The organism is Streptomyces sp. NPDC054956 (assembly GCF_053609185.1).
Genome location: NZ_JBSGXB010000011.1, coordinates 24,463 through 46,820, shown reverse-complemented (window position 1 = coordinate 46,820; position 22,358 = coordinate 24,463). Strand labels below are relative to the sequence as shown.

The 22,358-nt window shown below is 71.2% G+C and carries 22 protein-coding genes and 2 pseudogenes; 12 read left to right on the top strand and 12 right to left on the bottom strand.

The features are described from left to right. Positions 1 to 158: 158 nt before the first annotated feature. A complete protein-coding gene (locus ACWGDE_RS04170) occupies positions 159 to 1,904 on the top strand; it encodes a diacylglycerol kinase family protein (RefSeq protein ID WP_453387425.1) in 1,746 nt (581 codons plus the stop codon). A gap of 91 nt (positions 1,905 to 1,995) precedes the next feature. Beyond that, complete coding sequence (locus ACWGDE_RS04165; protein ID WP_453387424.1) at positions 1,996 to 2,949, top strand: YihY/virulence factor BrkB family protein; 954 nt, start codon at positions 1,996 to 1,998, stop codon at positions 2,947 to 2,949. Between the two features lie 411 nt (positions 2,950 to 3,360). On the opposite strand, the gene ACWGDE_RS04160 is transcribed toward ACWGDE_RS04165, so the two are convergent. From ACWGDE_RS04160 to ACWGDE_RS04150, 3 genes are all read right to left on the bottom strand, one after another. Further along, complete coding sequence (locus ACWGDE_RS04160; RefSeq protein ID WP_453387423.1) at positions 3,361 to 3,714, bottom strand: PRC-barrel domain-containing protein; 354 nt, start codon at positions 3,712 to 3,714, stop codon at positions 3,361 to 3,363. Then, a complete protein-coding gene (locus ACWGDE_RS04155; RefSeq protein WP_453387422.1) occupies positions 3,707 to 3,940 on the bottom strand; it encodes a hypothetical protein in 234 nt (77 codons plus the stop codon). The genes ACWGDE_RS04160 and ACWGDE_RS04155 overlap by 8 nt, the downstream gene beginning before the upstream one ends. Positions 3,941 to 4,112: 172 nt before the next feature. Further along, the gene (locus ACWGDE_RS04150) at positions 4,113 to 4,481 is read right to left on the bottom strand and encodes a nuclear transport factor 2 family protein (protein WP_453387421.1); all 369 of its coding nucleotides are present in this window, start codon (positions 4,479 to 4,481) and stop codon (positions 4,113 to 4,115) included. Between the two features lie 70 nt (positions 4,482 to 4,551). On the opposite strand from ACWGDE_RS04150, the gene ACWGDE_RS04145 reads away from it, so the two are divergent. Both ACWGDE_RS04145 and ACWGDE_RS04140 read left to right on the top strand, forming a co-directional pair. Continuing rightward, entirely contained in the window at positions 4,552 to 5,427 is an 876-nt protein-coding gene (locus tag ACWGDE_RS04145; protein ID WP_453387420.1) for a LysR family transcriptional regulator, read from the top strand. Between the two features lie 96 nt (positions 5,428 to 5,523). Then, positions 5,524 to 5,667 (top strand): annotated as a pseudogene (locus tag ACWGDE_RS04140) (DUF6766 family protein); the annotation flags it as partial. A 15-nt stretch (positions 5,668 to 5,682) separates the two neighbouring features. Here ACWGDE_RS04140 and ACWGDE_RS04135 read toward each other — a convergent pair. The 3 genes from ACWGDE_RS04135 to ACWGDE_RS04125 are packed head-to-tail and all read right to left on the bottom strand — an operon-like array spanning position 5,683 to position 8,322. Continuing rightward, positions 5,683 to 6,711, bottom strand: a complete 1,029-nt coding sequence (locus ACWGDE_RS04135; RefSeq protein WP_453387419.1) for an NAD(P)/FAD-dependent oxidoreductase — start codon at positions 6,709 to 6,711, stop codon at positions 5,683 to 5,685. After that, positions 6,708 to 7,244: an isoprenylcysteine carboxyl methyltransferase family protein gene (locus tag ACWGDE_RS04130; RefSeq protein ID WP_453387418.1), complete on the bottom strand. Its 537-nt coding sequence runs from the start codon at positions 7,242 to 7,244 to the stop codon at positions 6,708 to 6,710. The genes ACWGDE_RS04135 and ACWGDE_RS04130 overlap by 4 nt, the downstream gene beginning before the upstream one ends. A 7-nt stretch (positions 7,245 to 7,251) precedes the next feature. Continuing rightward, positions 7,252 to 8,322, bottom strand: a complete 1,071-nt coding sequence (locus tag ACWGDE_RS04125) for a type III polyketide synthase (protein ID WP_453387417.1) — start codon at positions 8,320 to 8,322, stop codon at positions 7,252 to 7,254. A 79-nt stretch (positions 8,323 to 8,401) separates the two neighbouring features. On the opposite strand from ACWGDE_RS04125, the gene ACWGDE_RS04120 reads away from it, so the two are divergent. Continuing rightward, complete coding sequence (locus tag ACWGDE_RS04120) at positions 8,402 to 9,325, top strand: UbiA family prenyltransferase (RefSeq protein ID WP_453387416.1); 924 nt, start codon at positions 8,402 to 8,404, stop codon at positions 9,323 to 9,325. A gap of 32 nt (positions 9,326 to 9,357) precedes the next feature. On the opposite strand, the gene ACWGDE_RS04115 is transcribed toward ACWGDE_RS04120, so the two are convergent. After that, positions 9,358 to 10,233 (bottom strand): oxygenase MpaB family protein, encoded by an 876-nt coding sequence (locus tag ACWGDE_RS04115; protein WP_453387415.1) that lies wholly within the window; start codon positions 10,231 to 10,233, stop codon positions 9,358 to 9,360. 256 nt (positions 10,234 to 10,489) lie between these two features. Between ACWGDE_RS04115 and ACWGDE_RS04110 the strand changes: the two are divergent. Next, positions 10,490 to 10,732: pseudogene (locus ACWGDE_RS04110) on the top strand (alpha/beta hydrolase); the annotation flags it as partial. A gap of 43 nt (positions 10,733 to 10,775) precedes the next feature. On the opposite strand, the gene ACWGDE_RS04105 reads toward ACWGDE_RS04110, so the two are convergent. Continuing rightward, positions 10,776 to 11,324: a DUF3887 domain-containing protein gene (locus ACWGDE_RS04105; RefSeq protein WP_453387414.1), complete on the bottom strand. Its 549-nt coding sequence runs from the start codon at positions 11,322 to 11,324 to the stop codon at positions 10,776 to 10,778. 536 nt (positions 11,325 to 11,860) lie between these two features. Then, complete coding sequence (locus ACWGDE_RS04100) at positions 11,861 to 13,030, bottom strand: HEAT repeat domain-containing protein (RefSeq protein ID WP_453387413.1); 1,170 nt, start codon at positions 13,028 to 13,030, stop codon at positions 11,861 to 11,863. Between the two features lie 387 nt (positions 13,031 to 13,417). Between ACWGDE_RS04100 and ACWGDE_RS04095 the strand changes: the two genes are divergently transcribed. Both ACWGDE_RS04095 and ACWGDE_RS04090 read left to right on the top strand, forming a co-directional pair. Then, a complete protein-coding gene (locus ACWGDE_RS04095; RefSeq protein ID WP_453387412.1) occupies positions 13,418 to 13,564 on the top strand; it encodes a hypothetical protein in 147 nt (48 codons plus the stop codon). Positions 13,565 to 13,656: 92 nt separating this feature from the next. Beyond that, entirely contained in the window at positions 13,657 to 14,139 is a 483-nt protein-coding gene (locus tag ACWGDE_RS04090) for a hypothetical protein (protein WP_453387411.1), read from the top strand. 22 nt (positions 14,140 to 14,161) lie between these two features. Here ACWGDE_RS04090 and ACWGDE_RS04085 read toward each other — a convergent pair whose 3' ends face one another. Continuing rightward, positions 14,162 to 15,199: a Kelch repeat-containing protein gene (locus ACWGDE_RS04085; protein WP_453387410.1), complete on the bottom strand. Its 1,038-nt coding sequence runs from the start codon at positions 15,197 to 15,199 to the stop codon at positions 14,162 to 14,164. Between the two features lie 241 nt (positions 15,200 to 15,440). On the opposite strand from ACWGDE_RS04085, the gene ACWGDE_RS04080 reads away from it, so the two are divergent. Then, positions 15,441 to 15,845: a hypothetical protein gene (locus ACWGDE_RS04080; protein ID WP_453387409.1), complete on the top strand. Its 405-nt coding sequence runs from the start codon at positions 15,441 to 15,443 to the stop codon at positions 15,843 to 15,845. Between the two features lie 102 nt (positions 15,846 to 15,947). On the opposite strand, the gene fxsT is transcribed toward ACWGDE_RS04080, so the two are convergent. Together fxsT and ACWGDE_RS04070 are read right to left on the bottom strand one after the other, a co-directional pair. After that, positions 15,948 to 18,386, bottom strand: a complete 2,439-nt coding sequence (gene fxsT / locus ACWGDE_RS04075; protein ID WP_453387408.1) for an FxSxx-COOH system tetratricopeptide repeat protein — start codon at positions 18,384 to 18,386, stop codon at positions 15,948 to 15,950. Positions 18,387 to 18,535: 149 nt separating this feature from the next. After that, the gene (locus tag ACWGDE_RS04070; protein WP_453387407.1) at positions 18,536 to 18,781 is read right to left on the bottom strand and encodes a hypothetical protein; all 246 of its coding nucleotides are present in this window, start codon (positions 18,779 to 18,781) and stop codon (positions 18,536 to 18,538) included. Positions 18,782 to 20,223: 1,442 nt separating this feature from the next. On the opposite strand from ACWGDE_RS04070, the gene ACWGDE_RS04065 reads away from it, so the two are divergent. The 3 genes from ACWGDE_RS04065 to ACWGDE_RS04055 all read left to right on the top strand — a co-directional run bounded on the left by ACWGDE_RS04065 (position 20,224) and on the right by ACWGDE_RS04055 (position 22,248). Next, positions 20,224 to 20,631, top strand: coding sequence for a peptidase inhibitor family I36 protein (locus tag ACWGDE_RS04065; RefSeq protein WP_453387406.1), 408 nt, complete (start codon positions 20,224 to 20,226; stop codon positions 20,629 to 20,631). A gap of 1 nt (position 20,632) precedes the next feature. Beyond that, positions 20,633 to 21,526 (top strand): hypothetical protein, encoded by an 894-nt coding sequence (locus ACWGDE_RS04060; protein ID WP_453387405.1) that lies wholly within the window; start codon positions 20,633 to 20,635, stop codon positions 21,524 to 21,526. 170 nt (positions 21,527 to 21,696) lie between these two features. Then, positions 21,697 to 22,248, top strand: coding sequence for a YciI family protein (locus ACWGDE_RS04055; RefSeq protein WP_453387404.1), 552 nt, complete (start codon positions 21,697 to 21,699; stop codon positions 22,246 to 22,248). Positions 22,249 to 22,358: the final 110 nt, after the last annotated feature.

Below are 22,358 nucleotides of genomic sequence, written 5' to 3'. Positions count from 1 at the left end.
CAGCTCGCCCCGGCCCGATACCCGGGGGAGAAGGTCATGCCGGCGGAGCCGATCACCGCCAGGGGCTTGCGGAGAGTCGGGGTCCATTTCCCGCTCCGGAGCGGGTACGGCAGCCAGGGGTCGCGCATCTTCTGGTCGTCGCGGGCCAGAAGCCATCCATGAAGCGAAGCTACGGTTCCTCCTTGCGCCGTGTCGGACCGTTCCTCCTCCTTCCCGTGCAGGCGGCCCTGATGGTCGGGCTGGGACGGCTGGTCACCGGATCGGCGGCCGGACACTGGCCGCTGTCGGCGGAGGCCTCGATCGGCAGTGACCTTGCGGAGGGCCGGGACCCGGCCGTGTCCGGAGTCACGGAGATGTTCTCCGTACTCGGAGGTACCCAGGCCGTCGTCGGTGCGACCCTGCTCTGCATCGTCGCCCTGCTCGTCCTCCCGCGCGTCGCCCTGCGCACCGAGGCGCTGTTCCTCGGCGCCTCGGTGGCCGCGCAGTCGGCGGTCTTCGTGGCCGTGACGGCGTTCGTGGACCGCCCGCGGCCCGCGGTTCCCCACGAGGACGCCGCGCCGCCCACGTCGAGCTTCCCCTCCGGGCACGTCGGCGCGTCCCTCGCGCTCTACGGGGGGCTGGCCGTCATCGCCGCGCTGCGCATGCGCGGTGCGTGGCGCTACGCGGTGGCGGGCACCCTGCTGCTGATCCCGCCGGCCGTCGGACTGTCGCGGATGTACCGCGGCATGCACTACCCCAGCGATGTGGCGGGTGGTCTGCTCAACGGCACTTTGACCCTGCTGATCACCGGGTGCGCGCTGCTGTACGGGCGACAGTCCGCTGCGGAGCCCGACGGAAGGGAGCGGCCCGACCGGGAGGTGCCCGCCCCGCGCAGCACCAGCGGCGGTCGGGTCCTCGTCGTGCGCCACCCGTACGGCTGCCCGGACGAGCTCGCGGACCGGCTGGCCGCCGTCCTGCGCGAGCACGGCCACCGGGACCCCCGGTGGATCCTGACCTCCGCAGAGCTCCCCTGCGGCACCCTGGCGGAGGAGCTCCGCCCCGTCCGCCCCGCCCTCGTGGTGGTCTGCGGAGGCGACGGAACCCTGCGTGCCTGCGCCGAGGTCCTGGCGTGCACGCGGATCCCGCTGGCCGTCGTACCCTGCGGCACCGGAAACCTCCTGGCCCGCAACCTCGACCTCCCGATGGATCCGGCCGCCGCGCTGACCGAGTCCCTGTCGGGCGAGACCTTCGGCATCGATGTCGGCCGGGTCCGGGGTGACGGGATCGAGCCGATGCGGTTCACGGTCATGGCCGGTGCCGGATTCGACGCCGCGATGGTCCGGGACGCCTTCCCGTGGCTCAAGTCACGGATGGGCTGGGCCGCGTACGCCCTGTCGGCCCTGCGGCACCTGCGTGATCCCGGAGTCCGCCTCACGATCCGCGTCGACGGGGGCCGCATGCTGCGGCGCCGGGCCCGCATGGTCGTCATCGGAAACGTCGGCACCCTGCAGGGCGGCCTGCCGCTGCTGCCGACTGCGCGTCCGGACAGCGGACGCCTGGAAGTGGTGCTCTTCGACCCGCGCGGCCCCGCCGGATGGCTCGCCGCGGCCGGGCACCTGGCGGCCCGCCTGTTGCGCCGGTGCCCGCCGGCCGCTCCCGGCCCGGCCGCCCCCGGCCCGGCCGCCCCGGACGGGCGCAGCGAGGCCGGGGGAGCGCTGGAGTACTTCAGCGCCACCCGGATCGACGTCCGCTGTGCCGTCCCGCAGCCGCGCGAGCTCGACGGCGACGCCGTGGGCGATGGTGTCCGCCTCACCGCCGAGATCGAACCGGGAGCCCTGCGGGTGTACCTGCCCCGCGCGCCCGGGGTGCCAAAGGCCCCACCCGCCGAGCAGCTTCCGGCGGCGGCCCCCGGCACACCGTCCTGAAGTCCGGTTTCCCACCCCCCCCCGCAACTCCGGACGACCGCAGGCCCCGTAGGGCCGCGGGCTCCACGAGACACGAGAAGGCAGGAACGCGATGGGCACCGCGAGACGGGTACCGCAACGCCACGACGTGAGTGGCGAGGAGCTCTCCGCAGACGAGGCGTGGACCGCACTGCGCCGCTACGGCGGCTGGAGCCTGGCGCGCGACTCCTTCGTGCGCTTCCGGTACGCCGACGGCTTCAGCCACGCTCGCGCGCTCGCCCTGCAGACCGTCCTGTCGATCGTCCCGCTGGCCATCGCCGCCATCGGCCTGTCCGGGGTGCTGCACACCGAGGACGTGGGCCAGGTCGCCGAGCTCACCCTCCGCGGGTTCACCAGTGGCCCGGGCCAGGCCGTCGTGGACGACGCGCTCAGCGAGAGCAGACGCCACGCCGGCGACGGTGGCCAGGCCGCGCTGTGGCTGGGCCTGTTGTTCTCCCTGGCCAACGTCACCACCGCCCTCTGCCAGGTCGAGCGGGGCGCAAACCGGATCTACGGGAACGAGCGGGACCGGCCCTTCCTCGCCAAGTACGGCCGGGGCCTGGTGATGGCGGCCCTCGCGGGACTCCCGCTGGGACTCAGCTTCATCCTCACCGTGCTGGGCACCCACCTGACCCGTGCGCTGGCCGAGGTGTACCGGCTTTCGCCCGACACCGTGCGTACCTGGGAACTCCTGCGCTGGCCGCTGGGCATCCTGCTCGCCGTCGTCGCCACCAGCGCGATGTTCCGCCTCTCCCCGCGCCGGCGCCAACCCGGCTACACCTGGCTGGCCTTCGGGGCCGTCGTCCACTTGGTGCTGTGGAACCTCGCGACCTGGGCCCTGAGCCTCTACATCGGCGAGAGCAGCTCCTTCACCAGCGTCTACGGGCCCCTGAGCGCCATCGTGGCCCTGCTGCTCTGGTCCTACCTCACCTCGATGGCGCTCTTCCTCGGCCTCTCGTTCGCCGCCCAGCTGGAAGCCGTACGGGCGGGGGCGAGGGAGCCGGTCCTGAGCGACCCCGGCGTCTGACCGCCGCAGTCACCTGCGGTCGGAGGCCCGCCACCGCACGCACTCAAGAGGGAGCCGTCACCATGGCACCGCGCACCCCGAAGCGCCCCCGACCGACCCGCCCGCTACCGCCCCACCTGCCGCCTGCAGGCCAGGCGCCAGCGAGTTCCAGCCGCTCGCCTCGCGGCGCGGGCCCGGCGGGGGAGCGGTGCCCGATCGGGGGCAGGCGAGGCCAACGACAGCTTCGACATCCGAAGGAGAACGGCCATGCTAATCACTGTCAGTCGCTCTGGCGGTTTCACCGGCGTGGACAAGATGCGGAATGTCGACACCTCCGGCCAGCGGGACGCCGCGGAATGGGAGGGCCTCGCGCGGCGCGCCGTACGACGCGTGGCAACCCGCGGCCCACGGCCGCCGGTTGCCACCCTCCGACTACATGTGGGGCATGCCGTAGTAGTGGGCGAACTGTTCCAGGTAGCTGGGCTCGCCCGAGTACTTCGCCTCGTCGAACTCGGGCGCGTTCTTGATCTGCTCCTTGGTCCGGTTGACGTAGACCTTCTCCTCGGCGGTGTCGATCCGGCGGATGGTGCCGGCTGGGAGCAGGACGTGCTTGCCGAAGATCCAGGCCCCGGTGTCGACGACGAGGTAGGACGCGCCCACGTCCTCGGAGTGCTTGTCGATCTTTCCGATGTGCCCGTCCGTCGCCTCGACGGCGTAGCCGATCAGGTCGATCCCCGTCCTGTGGCCGGTGTCCTGTCCGTAGCCCCAGATCCCTGCCTCACTCATCGCTCTCGCCTCGCTTCTCCTTGCTCTCGCGGCTCTTCGGGCTGACCCAGCGCCTCTGCCCCGTGGCGGGGTTCGGTACGGGTTCCGGCCGGTCGAGGCGGCTCGCCTCGTCCGTGTCGGCCGCGGCCGTCCGCTCTTCGCCCAGGCGCTCGATGTGCTGCCGCGTTCGCCGTGAGCCGTGCCCGTCGTGCGGAGGTACGCCTCCGGCACCGCCTTGCTCGTCCATGACGGCCTCCTCGTCGTCCCCGGAGTCTCTCTGCGGCGGCTGCCCGCCCCCGGCCGCGGGAAACCGTGAAGCAGGCGCGTCTGCGATCAGCGGCAGCAGGGGTTGCCGTCGTGCTGTGGTCGGTGATCGAGTAGTGATCCTGTCCGGGCGATGGAGTCCGGGTTTTCCCCGTTCAGTTCTGTCCCCCGAGTCCCGCCAGCAGTGCGCGGGGGTCGAAGGTCACGCGGATTCGGGTGACCTTCCCGTCGTCCACGTGCATCCAGTTCGCCGTCGGGGTGGGCGGCGCAACGCTTGTGCACAGGTCGAACCAGGTGATCACTTCATCACCTTCCGCTACCCGCACCTTCACGTCGATCTTCTCCAGCACCTGACCGAGCCCCTTCAGCCCAGCGAGCGCCGCCTCCACCCCCGACGCCGTTCCCAGCGCTCCGACGAAGTCGACGTTCTCGGCCAGCAGCCCCCGCAAGGTGTCGAAGTCGCCCGCCTCCCAGGCGGTGAAGTAGGTCTCGGCAAGCTCTCGCGCATTCATCGTCGTCGTCATGTCTCCATCCTCCGACCACCCTTCCCATCAGTCCAACAGATAGATCAGATGGCATCTATCATCACTGGATATGGAGATGCACCAGCTGCGCTACCTCGCTGCGATCATGGACGAGGGCACCTTCACCGCTGCCGCCCATCGTCTGCACGTCAGCCAGTCCGGCATCAGCACCCAGGTGGCCAAGCTGGAGTCGGAACTGGGCCAACAACTGCTCGACCGCTCCGGCCGTCGAATCCGCCTCACCCCGGCCGGTGAAGCCGTTCTCCCCCTTGCGAAGAACGCCCTTGCCACTTTTGAAGCCATCAAGCACACCGCCGCCGAGTTCGCCGATGCCGTCCGTGGCCGGGTCCGGCTCGGCATGATCATGGGCTGCTCGATCCCGGCCTTCCTCGACACCATCGCCGACCTCGGCCGCACCCATCCCGGCATCGAGCTCAGCCTTCACGAGGGCTACTCCGACGACCTTCAGGCCCAGGTCCTCAACAGCGCCCTCGACCTCGCCCTGATCGGCTACGCGGGCAGCGTCGCCCCAGGTCTGGAGGCGAGCACCGTCATCGACGAGCCGATCACCGCAGCCGTTCCTGCCGGGCACCCCCTCGACCGGCCGGACCTGCGCCTCGGCGACCTACGGGGCGAGAAGATTCTCTGCCTCTCCCCGGGCACCGGCATCCGCGCCGCCTACGAGGACTCCTGCCACAGGATCGGACTCGACCCGCGCGTGGACATCGACGCCAGTTCTCCAGTCGCCCTGCTCCGCCTCGCCGAACGCGGTGCGGGCATCGCCGTCCTCAGCGCGTCCTCCACACAAGGCACCGGCCTGCGGACCGTCCCGCTCGCCAACGCGGCCACGCACGCCCGGCTCGGACTGATCACTCGCCGGGGTCAGCACTCCCCAGCCGCACAGCTCCTGCGAACCAGGCTCCTCGCCGCTCTGCAAGCCGGCTAGGCATGCATGTATCGAACGGTGATCAACCTGCGGGACCCCCTCCCTCCGGAGCTCGATCCGGTATGTCAGGCCGCGCGGCGCGAGCGCAACTGAGGGATGCGGAGTGTGAATTCACCGTGGCCGGTGTACGTGACGTCCGCCGAGTTCTGGAACCGGACGCTACAGAACTGGCAGTCCGAGCTCCTGGCAGTTGCGGCGATGGTCCTCCTCTCGATCCACCTGCGCCAGCGCGGGTCACCGATGGCTGACCCCGGGTCAGGCCAGCAGGTTCACGGCGTGCTGGAACAGGCCTGGGAAGCGGGCTGCGGCCGGGGTGATCAGGGGCGCCAGCCGGGGCTGGTTCCGGGCCCACAGCAGGGACCTCGTCAGCAGCCGGTAGTTGCGGGACAGCCGGCGCCACGCGCGTTCGTAGGCCTGCGGCCGGCCCTCGCCCAGGCAGCGCACCAGTTCGGCGGCCGCCGTCAGGGCGAGGGCGAGTCCCTCGCCCGTCAGAGCGTCGACGTACCCGGCGGCGTCGCCCACGAACAGGACCCGCCCGGCCACCCTGGAGCGTGCCTGCTGGCGGAGCGGACCCGCGCCCCGGACCGGCGTCCGGTCCGCCGTACCCAGCCGGGAGACCAGCAGCGGGAAGCGGGACAACTGGGCGTCGTACGGGAGCTGTTCGGACGTCAAGACGGCGATACCGACCTGGCGCGGGCCCAGCGGCGTGACGTAGGCCTCGCAGCCGGCGGACCAGTGCACCTCCACCAGGTCGCTCCACGGCTCGACGGCGTAGTGGCGCCGCAGTCCGTACCGCGGCGGCTGCCGCCGGCCGGCCGGCCGCACGTCCAGGCCGAGTGCCCGCCGGGTCGGCGAGTGCAGTCCGTCCGCCGCCACGAGGTAGCGGGCGGCCATCCCGTCCGCCGCGACGTGGTCGTCGTACTGGCTCACCTGGCGAACGCGGCGGGGGAGAACCGGGACGCCGAGCTGTAGGGCGCGGGCGGTGAGTGCCTGGTGCAGCAGGGTGCGGCGTGCGCCGAGGCCGTGGCCCGTCCGGAACGCGGCCTCGGCGTGCCGTTCGCCGGCGGCGTCCAGGTAGCGGATGCCGCGCAGGGGCCGGCCCGGCACCTCCACGCCCAGGGCGTTCAGGGCGCGCACCGCGCCCGGCATCAAGCCCTCGCCGCAGGCCTTGTCGACGGGCGCGGGGCGCGGTTCGGCGACCACGACGTCGAACCCGGCGAGCGCGCCGTGGATCGCGGTGGCCAGGCCCGCCGGGCCGCCGCCCACCACGAGGAGGTCGATCACGGCGCCGCGCCGGGGACGGGGAACGGGCGCGCGGGAGTCAGCGCGTCGTCCTCGCAGCGGATGCGTACGGTCAGCAAGGCGGCGTTGAGCAGCGTGAAGCCCAGGGAGGTCACCCAGGCGGTGTGCACCAGGGGAAGGGCCACGCCTTCGACGGCGACTGCCAGGTAGTTGGGGTGACGCAGGTACCGGTAGGGGCCGCGGTTGATCAGCGGAAGACCGGGGACGATCAGTACGCGGGTGTTCCAGCGGGGGCCGAGGGTGCTGATGCACCACCACCGCAGCCCCTGGGCGGCCAGTACGAGGACCAGCGCGGGCCAGCCGAGCAGGGGCAGGGAGGGCCGGTCGGCCGCCCAGGGCTCCGCGAGGCAGCCGAGCAGCAGGGCCGTGTGCAGGGCGACCATCGCCGGGTAGTGCCCGGCCCCGTACTCGAGCCCACCCCGGGCCCGGCTCCAGGCGGCGTTGCGGCGCGCCACGGAGAGTTCCGCGAACCGTTCGGCGATGACCAGCAGGATCAGCGCGGTGTACGGCGTCATGGCGCGATCACCAGGCCAGCAGGACGAGTTCGGACGAGAAGCCCGGCCCGAAGGCGATCATCAGGCCGGTCGATCCTGACGGCGGAGCCTCGGCGCGGACGTCGCGCAGGATCTGCAGCACCGACGCGGAGGACAGGTTTCCCGTGGCGGCCAGCGCGCGGCGGGAGGGGGCCAGGGCGGAGTCCGGCAGGCCGAGCTCGTCGGCGAGCGCGTCAAGGATCTTCGGGCCGCCGGGATGGCAGATCCAAGCCGTGACGTCCCGGGGCTTGAGGTCGTGAGCGGCGAGGAAGGACTCGATCTCCTCCGCCACGTGCAGCCTGACGAGCTCGGGGACCTCCCGGCCGAGAACCATGCGGAAGCCCCAGTCGCCGACGTCCCAGCCCAGCAGGTGCTCGGTCCCCGGGTACAGGCGGCTGCGCGTGGCCGCGACCACCGGTCCGGACGAGCCGGGCGCGCGAGCCGTCGCGGAAGCACGGTCGTCACCGACCGCCACCAAGGCGGCGGCCCCGTCCCCGAAGAGGCTTCCCGCCACCAGGTTCGCCATCGAGGTGTCCGTGGGCTGCAAGGTCAGCGAGCACAGTTCGGTGGACAGCAGGAGCGCCGTCCCGTCCGGACGACCGGAGAGGAGGTCGTGGACCCGGGCCAGCCCCGCCGCACCGGCGGAGCAGCCGAGTCCGAACATCGGCACCCGCTTGACGTCGGGCCGCAGGCCGACCCGCGCGGCCAGCCGGGCCTCCAGGGAAGGCGCCGCGATGCCGGTCACGGTCGTGGAGACGACCAGGTCGATCTCCTCGGCCCGCACCTCCGCCTCGTCGAGTGCCCGCTCGACGGCTTCGGCGCCCAGGGCGACGGCGAGTTCGACGAACAGGCGGTTGGTGTGGCCGAAGCCCCGGAGCTCCTGGTACCGGTCCAGGGGAAGGGCGAGGTGACGCGTCTCCACCTGGGCCGCACCGTGCAGCCGGCGCAGGAGCGCGCTGTCGGCCCCGGGCGGGAGACGGGAAGCGAGGACGTCGGTGATCTCCTGCTGCATGTAGCGATGTGGCGGGAACGCCGTGCTCACCGCGAGGACCCGTGTCATTGGTCCAACATAGGGACAGCGGGGCGCGGGCACGCTGAACGCAGCCGCTACGGGCGCGCCGGACCCATAGCGTGGCCTGGTGCCCGCCACCACCGATGAAGGAGCCGCCGCGCCCGCCGCGCCCGCCGCGCCTGCGGGGTCGGCGTCGGCCCGACGGCCCGCCCGCGGGGGCTTCCTGGGGGTCCTGAAGGCCAGTCACCCCGTGCCTGCCGCCGCCGTCACCCTCCTCGCGGCGCTGCTGGGCGCCGCAGTCGGGCTCGGACCCGGCGCCGGGGCCACAGCGGTGGCCGCGGTCGCCGCGGGCCAACTGTCGATCGGCTGGTGCAACGACCGGCTGGACGCGCGGCGTGACGCGGCGGCCGGCCGCTTCGACAAGCCGCTCGCCACGGGTGAGGTCCGGCCCGGAGTGGTGACCGCGGCGGCATGTGCGGCCCTGCTCGCCTGCGTTCCGCTGTCGCTGGCCTGCGGCGTCCGGGCCGGCTGGGTCCACCTCGGCTGCGTCGCCGCGGCCTGGTCCTACAACCTGTGGCTGAAGCACACCCCCGCCTCCTGGCTTCCGTACACCGTCGCCTTCGGGCTCCTTCCCGCCTTCCTGACGCTGGCCCTGACCTCGCCGTCGGCCGGATGGCCCCCGGTGTGGCTCACCGCGGCAGCGGCTCTGCTGGGGACCAGCGCCCACTTCGCCAACGCCCTGCCCGACATCGACGAGGACATCGCGGGCGGTGTGCTGGGACTCCCGCAGAGACTGGGGCGACGTACGTCCATCGCGATGGCCGCGGGTCTCGCCTTCGCCTCCTGCACGGTGGTGACGCTCGGCCCACCCGGCCCGGCGCCCCTTGCCGGCCGGCTGCTGCTGGGCGTGACACTGGCCCTGTGCCTGGCGGCACTGGCCGCACCGCCCGCCCTCGCACGCGGCCGGCTGCCCTTCCTGATGATCCTGGCCCTGGCCGGAGCCGACGCCGTACTCCTGGTCCTGGCCGGACACGCCCTGCCCGCCGGCTGACCGCGATCTCCGGGCGGAGCCCGGGCACCGCCTCAGCGCGGAGTCGGGGGCGGCGGGGCCATCGCCCACCGGATCGTGCGGGTCAGGGCATGACCGGACAGGCGTACGCAGGTTCCCCCCGGGCCCGTCGCGGGGCGCAGACCGAGGAGGGCGGGAGCCCACGGTGGCAGCAGGCCGACCGCGTTCGCGGCGAGCAGCGAGTACGGGGCGCGGGCAGCCCAGGGCAGCGGAGGGTCGCGGAGGATGAAACGGGCCGCGTCGAGTGCCTCGGACGTGGCCCGCAGTTCCGACCGGTACGCCGTCAGCAGGGATGTCAGCGCCGCCAGGTCACGGGGCGGATCCACCACACCGAGGGCCGTCGCCACGCGGGCGGTGTCCGCGACGTAGGCGTCGCAGCCGGCCGCGTCGAGCGGGTGGGCACCGAAGCGTTGGTGGGCCCGCAGGAAGCTGTCGACTTCGGCCGCGTGCACCCAGCCGAGCAGGTGGGGATCGGCCGCGCGGTACGGCTCGCCCGCCGCGGTTACGCCGTGTATCCGTTCGTGGACCGCCCGGACCCGGTCCACCGCGTCCTGCGCGTCCTGTGAGGTGCCGAACGTGGTGACGGCCAGGAAGGTGCTGGTGCGCTGGAGTCTGCCCCACGGGTCACCGCGGAAGCCGGAGTGCGCCGCGACCGCTGCCATGGCGAGCGGGTGCAGCGACTGGAGCAGGAGCGCGCTCAGGCCCCCGATGAACATCGAGGCATCGCCGTGGACCGTGCGGATGGGCCGCTCGGGACCGAACCATCGAGGTCCGGGCGTGTTGTGGATCCGGGCGCGGTTGGCGGGGCCCGACGGTCCGGCCACCCGGCTGAACAGCGTCGAACCGAGTCGCTCCCGCAGGTTGAGGCCTCCGGTCGCGGGCGTGTCCATGGTGGTGCCCTACCCGCGGGAGCTCGGCTCAATGCCTCGGCCTGCCCGCCCGTCGATGCAGCCGAGCAGGGCGAGGCGTGTCGGGCGACGGCCCGGAAGTCCGGATCCTGGCACTGGGCGGTTGGGGGGATCTTGCTCGACGGAGGGTTCCACAGGCCGTGATCGTGGCGAGTGCCCCGTGGGCCGAGAGAAATCTCCTGCCCGCCCTGCAGAACCGGTAAGGACGCCACCGACATGACCTGCTGGACCACCTGCCGCCGGACTGCTGGCCGTCCGTACCGGACGGACCCCGCTGTACGACCGGGCGCGGCTCGCCGCCAACGAGGTGCCGGTGGCCTCGGCGGTGTGCCACGACGACATGTACGTGGACACCGCGGACTCCCTGGCCACCGCCCGGGCGATCCGCGGCCTGAAGACCTGGGTGACGGACGAGTTCGAACACGACGGGGTGCGCCCCGGCGGGCCGCGCGTCCTGGACCGGCTGCTGGCCCTCGTACGTTCGACGAGGCCTGACTCCCCCCGAGTCCGAGTGAGTTACTGGACTACGGGACCGGGATGCCCGTGCGGAGGAAGTACAGACCGATGAGATGTTCGCCTTCGTTGAAGGTGACGCGGAACTCTCCGGTCCCCTTCTCCATGTGGAGGGGCACGTTCACCACGGACCCCTGGACGGACGTGACCTGGCGGGGGTCCCCGTGCGACCGGTAGGGCCCGTACTGCTCCTGATAGTCCTTCCAGGCCTGCGCGAGCGCCTCGGGGGACGCCTGGTGGCGGAGCGTCTCGTCGAAGCGGGCCGAGACGGCGGCGAAGTCGCCGCGCACGACCTCGTCGAGGGTGTCGAGTGCGAGCCGCTCGTCGTCGGCCCGCCCCGGAAGGGCCGTCACGGCCGGGGCCGTGACCTCCGCGGGGACGCGGACCTGGGCCGCGGCGGGCGGTGAGCCGTTCGTCAGCAGCAGGGCACCGGAGGCCAGTACGGCGGCGGGTGCGAGCCGAACGAACCGGGCGAGTCGGTGGGGTCGGGCGAGGCGAACGGACCGGCCGGGCCGTCGCTTCGCGCCACCCGTGGGCCGCCTGCCTGACAGCGGGAGCATGGCTTCCTCCTTCGGAAGGCCGTCTTTCATGCTAGGGCGCCTCCCCAGTGGTCGCATGTCGGCTGCGGACCGCCAGGGCCGGCAGCTCCTCCCGGGAGGCGCGCGCGGCGGCCCGGTCGCGTTCGTGGGAGTACGGGACCGCCGGATCGGCCACCCGCACCGCGTGGACCAGCACGTCACCGGTGACCAGGACGTCCCGGCCCCTCCCCCCGCCGCCGTGGCCGGCCGCCCTTCCACCAGCACCGACTGGTGGCCGGGCGCCGGCAGCAGGGTGATGCCGGGAGCGAGCCGGTGCTCGCAGGGCCACCTTCTGGAGCCGTCCGGTGGCCCGCAGCAGGGCCACCGTCCAGTCCCACGGGATCCGCCCGGTCCTGGGCCGCCACTTCCGCGCTCTGTACGAGCTACCGCGCGTCGGGGAAGAGCTCCTTGGAGTCGTACCCGTACACCTTCCACTCCACCGGCTCGCCGCGCCCCGCGAAGGCCTCCTACTGCCAACTCATCAGCGCTACAAGGTCGGGGTGCGGTGGCAGACAAGGTCACAGCAGCGCAGCGACGCCCTCCCGGTGCTCGGGCAGCCCGGCCGTGCGGAACCACAACGCGTTTCCGGCGATGCCGCCCGTCACCTCGTCGGTGTCCACGAAGGCCCGCAGCAGATTGCGTTGGGCGGGGGTGAGCGGGTGGGCCGGGTCATAGCCACCCGCGAAGGCCTTCAGCAGGATCGGTCCACGTTCGTGATCGGTCACCGACGTGCCACCGGCGGCCACGATGGTGACCACCACTGGTTCCACCTCCTCGAAGTTTTCGGCCAGGGCGAGCGCGGAGCACAGCACTGTGAAGCGGAACCAACCGTCCAGTCCGGGCAGCGGCTCGGGGAACCAGCTGTCCGTCGTTCGCGGGTCCCGCAGGGCGTCGAGGAGAACGGCGAGAGCGCGTGGCCGATCGATGGGGGCGGGACCGAGAGCGGCGCAGACCCGCACCGCGGGGTCGGAGTCGGCGAGCAGGTCGGAGGTGTCCGCCCCCCATGCGCCGAGCGCCCGCGCCACACTCGCCCGTTCCCGTCGCCCCGTCACGAGGCCCAGCCGTGCCCGCAGCAGCGTGGCGGCCCTCGGCACCAGGTCGGCCAGCCCCGGGGCACGGAGGAGTGGCACTGCGGCGCCGAGTGCGGCCTCACGGACATGGGGATCGGGAGAAGAGAGGAACGGCTCGACAGCGGCGTACAGGGTGGGGCGAATCTCCCGGCACGCGTGCAGTGCGGCGAGCCCGTCCGGGTCCTGTTCGCGGCAGGTCCCGTCGTGCCAGGGCTTCCAGTCCCAGTTGCTTCGGTCGCGCACCGGATCCTCCCCATGGGCAGCCGACTCGGCAACCTGTCCCAGCCAGACCAGCAGGGCAGCCCGCAAGGTGCGTGGCGGTCCCCCGTCCCACGGGAAGTACCCCTCGTGCTCGGCGAGGCCCACGGGGTGGTCGAGGATCGCGGCGACGAACAGCGCCGCGGGCGCGGTGACGGTGTACAGAGAACCCTGGTGCAGCACGCCCATGTCCAACGCGGCCAACGCCTCGGACCGAACCCCGGGATCTTCGTCCACGAGCGAGCAAAGGGAGACCGCTATGTCCTCGCCGGAGCCGTAGGCATGCTGGAGAGACCCCCAGTCCGTCCCCAACAGCAGTTCACGGGCCGCTGCCGGCAACCCGCCCAGGAGCCGTGTCATGCGGGCACTCTCGCTATCAGTCATGGACGCACCCTGCCAGCCCCCACCGACAACGCCCCCTCCTCGAAGAGGCACGAACACCCGGACGCCACCCTCTTGGCCATACGGAATGCTCGGCACGACAACCCCCATGCCCACTGGACAGAACTAGCGCTCCTTACCTTGTTGGCGGGTTGATTCCGGTCCTTCGTACGATCGGGAGACCCAGGGGCCTGGTTGTGGCCTTACGGCGCTCATACCGTGGTTGTGGCTTTGACTGATTGGCCGCCCGGTGCCCCGCGACGACACGGCCGCTCATTGGGATGAGCGAACAGAGGTCGCTTCGTAAGGACACGTCGGCGTGGTCGTCTGCAGGGACCAGTCAACCGGACGACGAGGCAGGCCCGGGTGCCCGAGCTCTGGGCGCGGACGGATGCCGGCAAGGCCGCGCACCACTGCACGGTGATCGGCACGGACGGGACGAAGGTGCTCTCGCGCCGGGTGTCGAACAATGAGCCGGAGCTCCTGGAGCTGAAGCCGCACTCATCCTCCTGACCGGCTACCGGACCCCGGCCGGCCTGCGACGGATCGGCTCGAGGCGGCTCGCGACCTGGCTGAAGAACCGCAAGGTCCGTGGCGCCCGAGCCATGGCCGATGCGGCCGTCACCGCGGCGCAGGCCCAGCACACCGCCGTGGCCGGGGAGAGCACGGCCTCAGCCGTGGTGAACACGCTGGCCCGGTCGGTCCTGGCTCTGGACGAAGAGATCACCGCCGTGGATGCAAGGATCGCGGCACGCTTCAGAGAGCACGGGGATGCCGAGGTGATCCTCAGCATGCCTGGCATGGAGCCGTTGCTGGGGGCGGAGTTCGTCGCTTGCACCGGCGGGGACATGGACGCCCTTCAGAAGTGCGGCCTTGTCAGCCAGCCGCTGCGGCAGACCCCCCCCACCGAACCGGGGAACGTTCTCCACCGTGACGGAGGGCTGTTGGGGGAGCCCCCGGATGCCGCCGGTGAGGGCAGTATCCGGGGTCTGGGAGCGGATAGGAGAGGGGGAGCCCCGTCACTCTGCGAAGGCGTGCTCGTTGGTCTGCGCCTCGGCGCCATTGTGGAGGTGTGGGGCAGGCCTTGAATCTGCGGAAGGTGATGGGGAACTATCGTCCCGCCATGTCCAGGGGCGGGTCGAGGGCGTCGACCGTGCTGTGGAGGCCGGTGGGGGAGCTGCCGCCTGTGGCGTACACGCACATGGCGCCCTGCCCGGGCGGACATTGCATGACCGCGGCCGCCAGGTGCGACCGCGCCGTCGGAAGCGTGGGCAGGGTGGTCCAGGCGTTGGAGGCGGCGTTGTACGACTCCACGGTGCCCAGGGCATTGAAGCCGGCGCCGCCACGGCCGCCGACCGTGTAGACGCAGGTGCCGGTCTGGCCCGGCGGGCAGGGCGCGGCCGCCGCCGCGAGGAGGTAGCGGCCGGTGGGCAGTGGCTCCACGGGGCTCCACGCGTTGGTGGCCGGGTTGTAGGAGCGGACGCTGGCCTGGACGGTGCTGGTGCCGTCGACGCCGCCCATCGCGTAGACGCAGGTGCCGGTCTGGCCCGGCGGGCACGTCGCGGCCGCCGCGGCGAGGCCGTACCGGGGCGTGGGCAGCGCAGTCGGTTGGCTCCAGGCGTTGGTGGCGGGGTTGTACGAATGGACCTGGCCCAGGGCGGTTCCGGTGCCGTCGAGTCCGGCTACGGCGTAGACGCAGGTGCCGGTCTGGCCCGGCGGACAGGGCGCGGCCGCCGCCGCGAGTGACCCACGCGGCGCAGGAAGCGAGGTGACCGTGCTCCAGGCATTGGTTACGGGGTTGTACGACTCCACCGTGGCGACGGGTGCGTCCGGACCCGTGAGGGCGAAGGACGTGAATCCGCCGATGGCGTAGATGCAGGTGCCGGTCTGGCCCGGTGGGCAGGGAGCGCTCGCCGTCCCGAAGCCCCATCGGGGTGTGGGCATCGGACGGAGAGTCGACCAGGCATTGGTGAGCCGGTTGTACGACTCCGCCCGGCCCGAGACCGTGCTGGGGGTCGTGGCGTTGCCGAAGGCGTCACGGCCGCCGATGGCGTAGACGCAGGTGCCGGTCTGGCCTGGCGGGCAGGGAGCGCTCGCCGCCCCCAGGAAGTCCCGGGCGGCGGGCAGCGGAGCCAGGGTTGTCCACACCGTTCCGTTGGTGGCCGTCGCGGGCATTACGCAGGCCAGGACTGCGGCGACCGCCAGCAGGGGCGCCCATCGTAGTCGGCTCCGACGGCTCCTGCGGCTTTGCGTGGTCAGGGGCGCTTGATTCGCTCGTGGTCGTGGCAACGCCGGCCTCCTTGTCGGACGTGTACGGGCGATGTCTGCCCGGACTGCCATGCACCACGCAAGGAGTGGGCCAGACGGCCTCCCGCTTTGACCGTGCCGGATGACCTCCCTCGCTCCGGCCGATCCTGTCGGGGAGGTTCTGCTCCATGGGGCGGTCGGCCGACGCGCGGTGTCGTGCAAGGTGTCGGAGAGCCTGCGGGGCGCGGGGGCGGCACTGCCGGCCGGCTCGTTGAGCGCTTCCTCCGCTACCGCTGCTGCTGCGGGGGCAGAGGAATTCAAGGCGTTCAGCCTCTGGTTCGACGTCGCCGAACTCTCCAACACCAACGCGTGCATCCCGGCCTGGGTGACGGCCCGGTACAGGGACGCGTCCGGCAGCGACACCTGGACCAGGTTGGTGCGCACCAACACCAACGGCTGCGACTCCGACCCGGAGCACTTGCAGAAGTTCGGCGACTTCCAGACAACGACTTCGAGATGTTGGTCGACCACTAAGTTTGATCTTTGATCTCGCCCGTCATCTGACCTGCTGAGATCTACCGTTTCCGGGGGCAGGTGACGCGGCCGCCCTCCACGCTGTTGCTTGGCGGCTCGGGGATACAGGGCCTCCTCAACTGCCACTGGCTGCGACGTTGCTGCGTCGCAGCCGGTGCCACCACCGGCTTTGTGGCTGTTGGGTGGACATGGCCAGCGCTGTCTCCAGCGCGTTGCGGGTGCTCAAGGTATGCGTGTGCTCGTCGCCCAGGATGCGGACGCGGTCGTCGAAGGTTTGGCGCAGCAGGTCTATCGCCTCGGCCTGCTCACCTGCACTGGTCAAAGCGAGAGCGAGGTTGTGGCGACTGGCAAGGGTGTCCGGGTGCTCGGGGCTCAGGATGCGGGTGCGGTCCTCCAGGGTCTGCCGGTGCATGCGCACTGCTTGTGAGTGCTCGCCCATCCCGTCCAGTGCGAGACCGAGGCTGTCCCGGCTGGCCAGCGTGTGCGGATGCTCGTCGCCCAGGATGCGGGCGTGGTCGTTGAGCGCCTGCCGCAGCAGCTGTATCGCCTCCGTCTGCTCACCCGCCCTGGTCAGGGCGCTGGCGAGGCTGTGGCGGCTGAGCAGGGTGAGGTGGTGCTCGGGGCCCAGGACACGGATGCGATCGTCAAGGGTCTGCCGGTGCATGCGCACTGCTTGTGAGTGCTCGCCCATCCCATCCAGTGCGAGACCGAGGCTGTCCCGGCTGGCCAGGGTATGCGGATGCTCGGGGCCCAGGACACGGGTACGGTCGTTGAGGTTCTGCCGCAGCAGACCCACCGCCTCGGCATGCTCACCCGTCCCGTCCAAAGCGCACGCGAGGTCATTGCGGCTGGTCAGGGTATCGGGGTGCAGGGTGCCCAGGATGCGGGTGCGGTCCTCCAGGGTCTGCCGGAGTAGGCGTATTGCTTCGGCCGGCTCTCCCATTCCAAACAAGGCATTGCCCAGGTTGTTGCGGGTGGTCAAGGCATCAGGGTGCTCGGGGCCCAGCATGCGGGTCTCGACATCGAGGACCCGTTCAAGCAGCAGGCGCGCCGCACCGAAAGCGCCGGCCTTCTCCAGCACCTGCGCCAGGGCGTTGAGAGTGGTTCGGTGGTGTGTGGTGGTGCGGGGGTCCGCGTAGTCGAGCAGCAGCGGCAGGTGGGGGGCGAGGAGCACGGCTGCAGGCCAACCAGCGCGCCCGCGCTGATTGGCCTCGTGCACGGCCGTGGTCAGCCGCTCGGCGAGGGCCCGGTGCCACACGGCCAGATCGGAAGTCTCGGCCGTGAGGGTGACAGCGTTGATCTCTCGGATCAGGGGATGCAGCACCACCTGCACCCCCTCATGGCTGCCCGACGCCGGGCCGGTGCTGCCGGGAGAGTGGGGCAGGCCGAGGAGACCGTAGCGGTGCAGGCCGGCGAACGCGGCCTCCAGGGCCACCGCGGTGACATCGTGTCCGGTGACGACGGATAGCAGGTCCGGGGTGATCAGGGACAGTGGGACGGGGGCCTGAGCCAGCAGGGCCAGCAGTCGCAACAAGGGGCGGGCCAAAGCGTTTCCCTCCCCGGCGAGCTGGTCCAAGGACACCTCCCAGGTGTGCCGCACCACGGCGCGGGCGACCTGCGGATCGGAGGCATTCGGGTGCGCCGCTCCCAACAAGAACCGCGGTTCCTGTTCCAGGGCCTGGCGGTAGGCGGCAAAGGTGCGGTACCGGCTGGTGGGTCCGTCCAGATAGGTGCCGGCCGCGTGCAACGCCAGTGGCAGCCCGCCCAGTCGCGCCGCCAGTCCCCGGGCCTGCTCGGCGGTGCCGGCCATGGGAGCAGCGTCCAGTAGGACCTGCCCCGCAGGTCGCACCGGCAGCGGCTCCAGCGGCAGCAGCTGTGCGCACGGACCCCAGGTCTGCTCGCTGCCATCCCGGCTGGTCACCACCAGCAGGCCCCGGCCATGAGGACGGATCCAGCCGCGATAGTCGGCCACCGGCTCCCCGGCCGGGCCGATCGCGTACGGCTCGTCGGCGTTGTCCACCACTAGCAGCCACCGCCGCACCCGGCCCAACTGTCGCCAGACCACATCCGGCAGGCTCGCCTGCCCCGCTCGCGCGGCCTCCAGCTCTGCCTCTGGCAGGCCGCAGGCCAGCGCCGCCTGCACCATCTGCTGCGCCAGCTCGGCACCGTCGCGCCAGCGCACCCAAAACACTCGCCAGCCCGCCGCCTCGGCCTGGGTGGCCAATTGCGCGGCCACCGTTGTCTTACCCATCCCGCCGACCGCGCACAGCACCGCGAACCGGCCGTGTGGCCGCCGAAGCATGCCTGCCAGCACAGCGAGTTCGCCCTCACGCCCCCGCACGCGCTGAACATGCGGGGGACGTAACGAAGCCTGCTGGCCTCGGGCCAGTCGGCTCACCGGTGCCAGCCGCGCCGGAGGCCTTGCTGCGGCATCGAGATGCCTGCCCCACAGCGACAGCCCGATGCTGACCACCACCAGCACGGCGAACACCGGCCAGATCACCCACGCCTGCGCCGCCCAGCCAGGCACCGCGTCACTGGCATAGTTGGTCACCGGCCCCAGCACAGCCGCCACCAATGCGGCCCCTGCCGCTACCGCCGACCCGGCCCACGCACCCCGTCTACGCCCCATGGTCTGCCACCCCCGTCCACCATCACCAAGATGCTCCCGCCTGGATCACGTCCATGGAAGGTTGCGGGTGGTCACGACGCGGGCGGCGGTGTTGCTCCGGTTCGGCGGCCGGATGCCGAACCTGCTGCTTGAACGCCGTCATCCGCCGCGCGGCGCGGCCCGGGCATCAGGGCACGCAGCAGGTCGAGCCGCTTGTCCTTGTCGAGGCGGAAGGTGCCGTACTGGTTGATGTTCGACCAGAACAGCGCAGTCACTCCTCGCCCGTCCTCGTCGGCCAGCTCCTTCGTCCAGGCCGGTTCGGCGAGGACCTGCTGCAACAGCAGTTTGTGCGGGTGTCTGTGCCGAGATCTTTCCGGCGCAGCCTGACAGTCGGATCGTCATGGTGTGTGATTGGGGTGCGGTTCATGGTGCGTTCGGTGCGGGAGCGGTACGACGCGCGGCAGGCGGCCAGCTGGTTGCGGGGTGGGCGGCGGACCGGCTGACGGAGGCCCTGGGTGTCCCGGGCCCGTGGCGCCTGCCGAGGGGGACCGCCGCGGCGGTCGGCCATCTCCGCCGAGCCGGCCTCCTCGTCCGCCTCGGCGGAGAGACGGAGTTCCCGGAGGTGCACCCGGACCAGGTGGCCGCCCTGGCCCGGCGCCGGGACCTGCCCGCCCTCCTCGACCGACACGTGCCCTTCGGGCCGGACCAGGCCGCGGTACGCCTCGGTGTTCGTCGGACCGACTTCGACCACGCGGTGCGCCTGGGCTGGCTGTCGCGGGTCGCAACGGCCGACGTCGACTTCGGCCGCGCGACCAGGGGCGTGGTCGGAGTGCCGCTGTCGTCCACCCGGGGCGTGGCGCTGCTGCCCGTGCTGGTGCCGTCGGCACGACGACTTCCCTCCGGCGCTGGTCGGGACGGACGTGCACCCGACCTTCGACGCGGGCGCGGTCGTGGCCTGGCTCCTGGTGGAACGTCGAGCGCCCGGCTTCGCCCTTGGTCCGTACGGTGCCTGACCAATCCTGCAGGCCGGACACGGCAGAGGGAAAGGTCCGCCGCACGGAGACATTCGTTCCGGCGAAATATTGCCAGGTCTACATAGAAGACGCCCCACTCCAGTAAAAACCAGGTGACATCGATGGAGATGGCCGCAACCTCGACGGCTGAAACAAGCCGATAACCGGTTTCCTGGAGAACGCCGGGGGACCCGGTACGTACTTCTCGCAATCCGTGAGAAGCCCCCATTTGAAACGTGCAAGCAGTAATCCGCCTGCACTGGCCCCCTCCGCGCCAAACAACTTGAAGATGCTTCTACATGCGCCTACTCCCAAGAATCGCTGGAGGGCCGACCCGCCAGGAAGGCCCGTGCCGGCTCGGCTCATGCGCAATACGGCCCCAGTCATACCCCCATGCGACATCCGCGGCAGACGTGAGGGTCCGGGTTGTTCGTGCAGCTGAGAGGTATAACAGCCGTACAGGGGCGACTGGCATATGATTCCGCCTCTTGTATTGCTGTGGGTGAAATCTCCCGCAGCGGATCGGGGTGGACGCCATCCGGCCAATTCCAAGATCCAATTCCGGGAATTACATGAGGACTGATCCATTCCTCTGTCGCGCGGACCGGCGCCCTGGCAGGCTGCGTGCGGCCCTGGTGAGGGAGATTCGAACAGCTGCATTGCGGCTGATTGGTGTCGTTGTGCCGTGGGCTCGGCTACGTGTATTTCACGTCGGGAATCGTCATCGAAAAGGGGAAATTGTAATGTCCGGAAACGTGCGATCCAGGATGGCTGTGATCGGGGCTGCGGCCGTCGTCATGGCGGGCGTCTTCTCCGCACCGGCGCTGGCCCAGCCCACCGGTTCCGACTCCGCCGAGATCGCCGCGATCGTGGCCGGCACGGGTGACTGCCCGCGGGGCTACTCCTGTCTGTGGGTCGACGCGAACTGGAGCGGGCAGCGGTGGCAGGGCCAGAACAACAATCCGACCCTGCCCTCCTTCATCAACAACAAGGCCTCGTCGTCGTTCAACAACGGCAACAACTGCCCCGTCCACTTCGCCACCGGCACGTACTACTCCGGCCAGATCATGACCGAGGGCCTGGGCAGCATCCGTCAGAACCTGTCGCTCGACGCGAAGCCGGGCGGCGGGAACTGGAACGACGACTTCGAGTCGATGTACTGGTGCAGCCACTGATATGCGTCCCACCACCGTCAAAGCCACCCTGTTGGTGTTGATGGCCATCGCGCTCTCCGGCTGCGGCAGCTCGCAGCCGGGGGGTGCGCGGGTGCCGGACCACCTCGACCAGGGCACCGTGGACATGATCACCAACTCTGGGGACTATCCGGATCGGCTGTACCAGGTGGCGCTGGTCGACCTCGCGCTGACCGAGAAGTGCATGCGGGACGCCGGGATCCCGTGGAAGGGGGGCGTCGACCGGCCCAACCCGGACGCGGACCAGGGCGGCGGGGTCAGCGCCGACTGGGTCCGGCAACACGGGTACGCGCTGTCCGAAGCAGCGCCGTCCGACGGGCGGAACGAGCAAGCCGGCAACGGAGACCATCCGCGTCTACGCGAAACCCTGCTCGGGCCGCGCACCGCACTCGCCAAACTGACCGCCCCGGGCGGCATCGTCTATTGGTACCCGAAAGAAGGCTGTGCGGCGAAGGCCCACGTTTCCGTGTACGGCGACCTGGACACCTGGGCGCGGATCACCTACATACCGCAGGAGATCAGCCTCGGCCTGTTCAAGAAGGCGACGTCCGACCAGAGTTACGAAGCCCTGCTCGGGCGCTGGCAGACGTGCATGAGCCAGTACGGGTACAGCTACGACTCTCCGTCGCGCATCCCCCCGGCCCTGCGAGAGGCCTACGCGCACTCCACCGAACCGTTGGAGCAGCGACGGAAGGAGGAGATCGCCATCGCGGTACGGGACATGGGCTGCGACCAGCAGGTCGAACTCTCCAAGACCGGGCTGCGGCTGCGGCAGACGTTCGCGCACGCCATCGAGCCGGAGCAACGTGCGGAGATGATCCGGCTGTCCGGCCTGTTCACCAAAGCCGAACAACGCAGCAAGACCCTGTCCCGCTGACCGCACCCGGTGTGGCGGAGCATGGCCCAGGTACCCGGGTGATGCACCCCCGAAGGTAGAAAGGAGGCCTTGGCGGGCGAAGGCGCGTTCCGTTGCGCGCACGGCTGGACGGTCGCCTTCGAGCTGAAACCCCCTCGCGATCGCGACCCCTCCAAGGGAACACTGCGGCCATGGAGTTCCTCTGCTACCACCGCGACCGCACCGGCTCCCTGCCGCTGCGCTACGCACTGAACGATGCGCACTTGTCGTACATGGACGGATTCGCGAAGGGGATGATCGCCCGGGGGCCGACCTTCGCGGACGACGGCGAGACCCTCACTGGCAGTGTGCACATCCTCGACCTGCCCGATCCTGCTGCTGCCCGCGCGTTCGCCTTCGAAGAGCCGAACTACCAGGCCGGCGCCTACCGGGACGTGCTCGTGCGACGGTGGCGCAACACGCTGGGGCGCACCATGTGGGACTTCCCCGGCGGCCGGACCGGAGGCAACCGGTACCTGGTGCTCGGTCTCGGCACCGGGCAGGCCGCCGACCTCGCGCTGCCGCCCGAGCGCAGCGAGCTGATCGCCTACGGACCGCTGTTGTCCGACGACGAGACTCTCTGGTTGGGCACGGCGGCGTTGGTCCGGGCGCCGGACCCGGACACCGCTCGCGCCGTCCTCACGCACGACCTGTACGCCGACATCGAGGTGCACAACTGGGAGTTCGGCGGGCGGCCGTCATGAACGAGGGCGCCCACTGATGCCATCGCCGTGGCGTCATGCGCTGTAGACGCGGTGGCCATCAGCGGGTATTCGAACCGGGCCGCGACGCGCTTCCGAAACCCTTCGTAGGG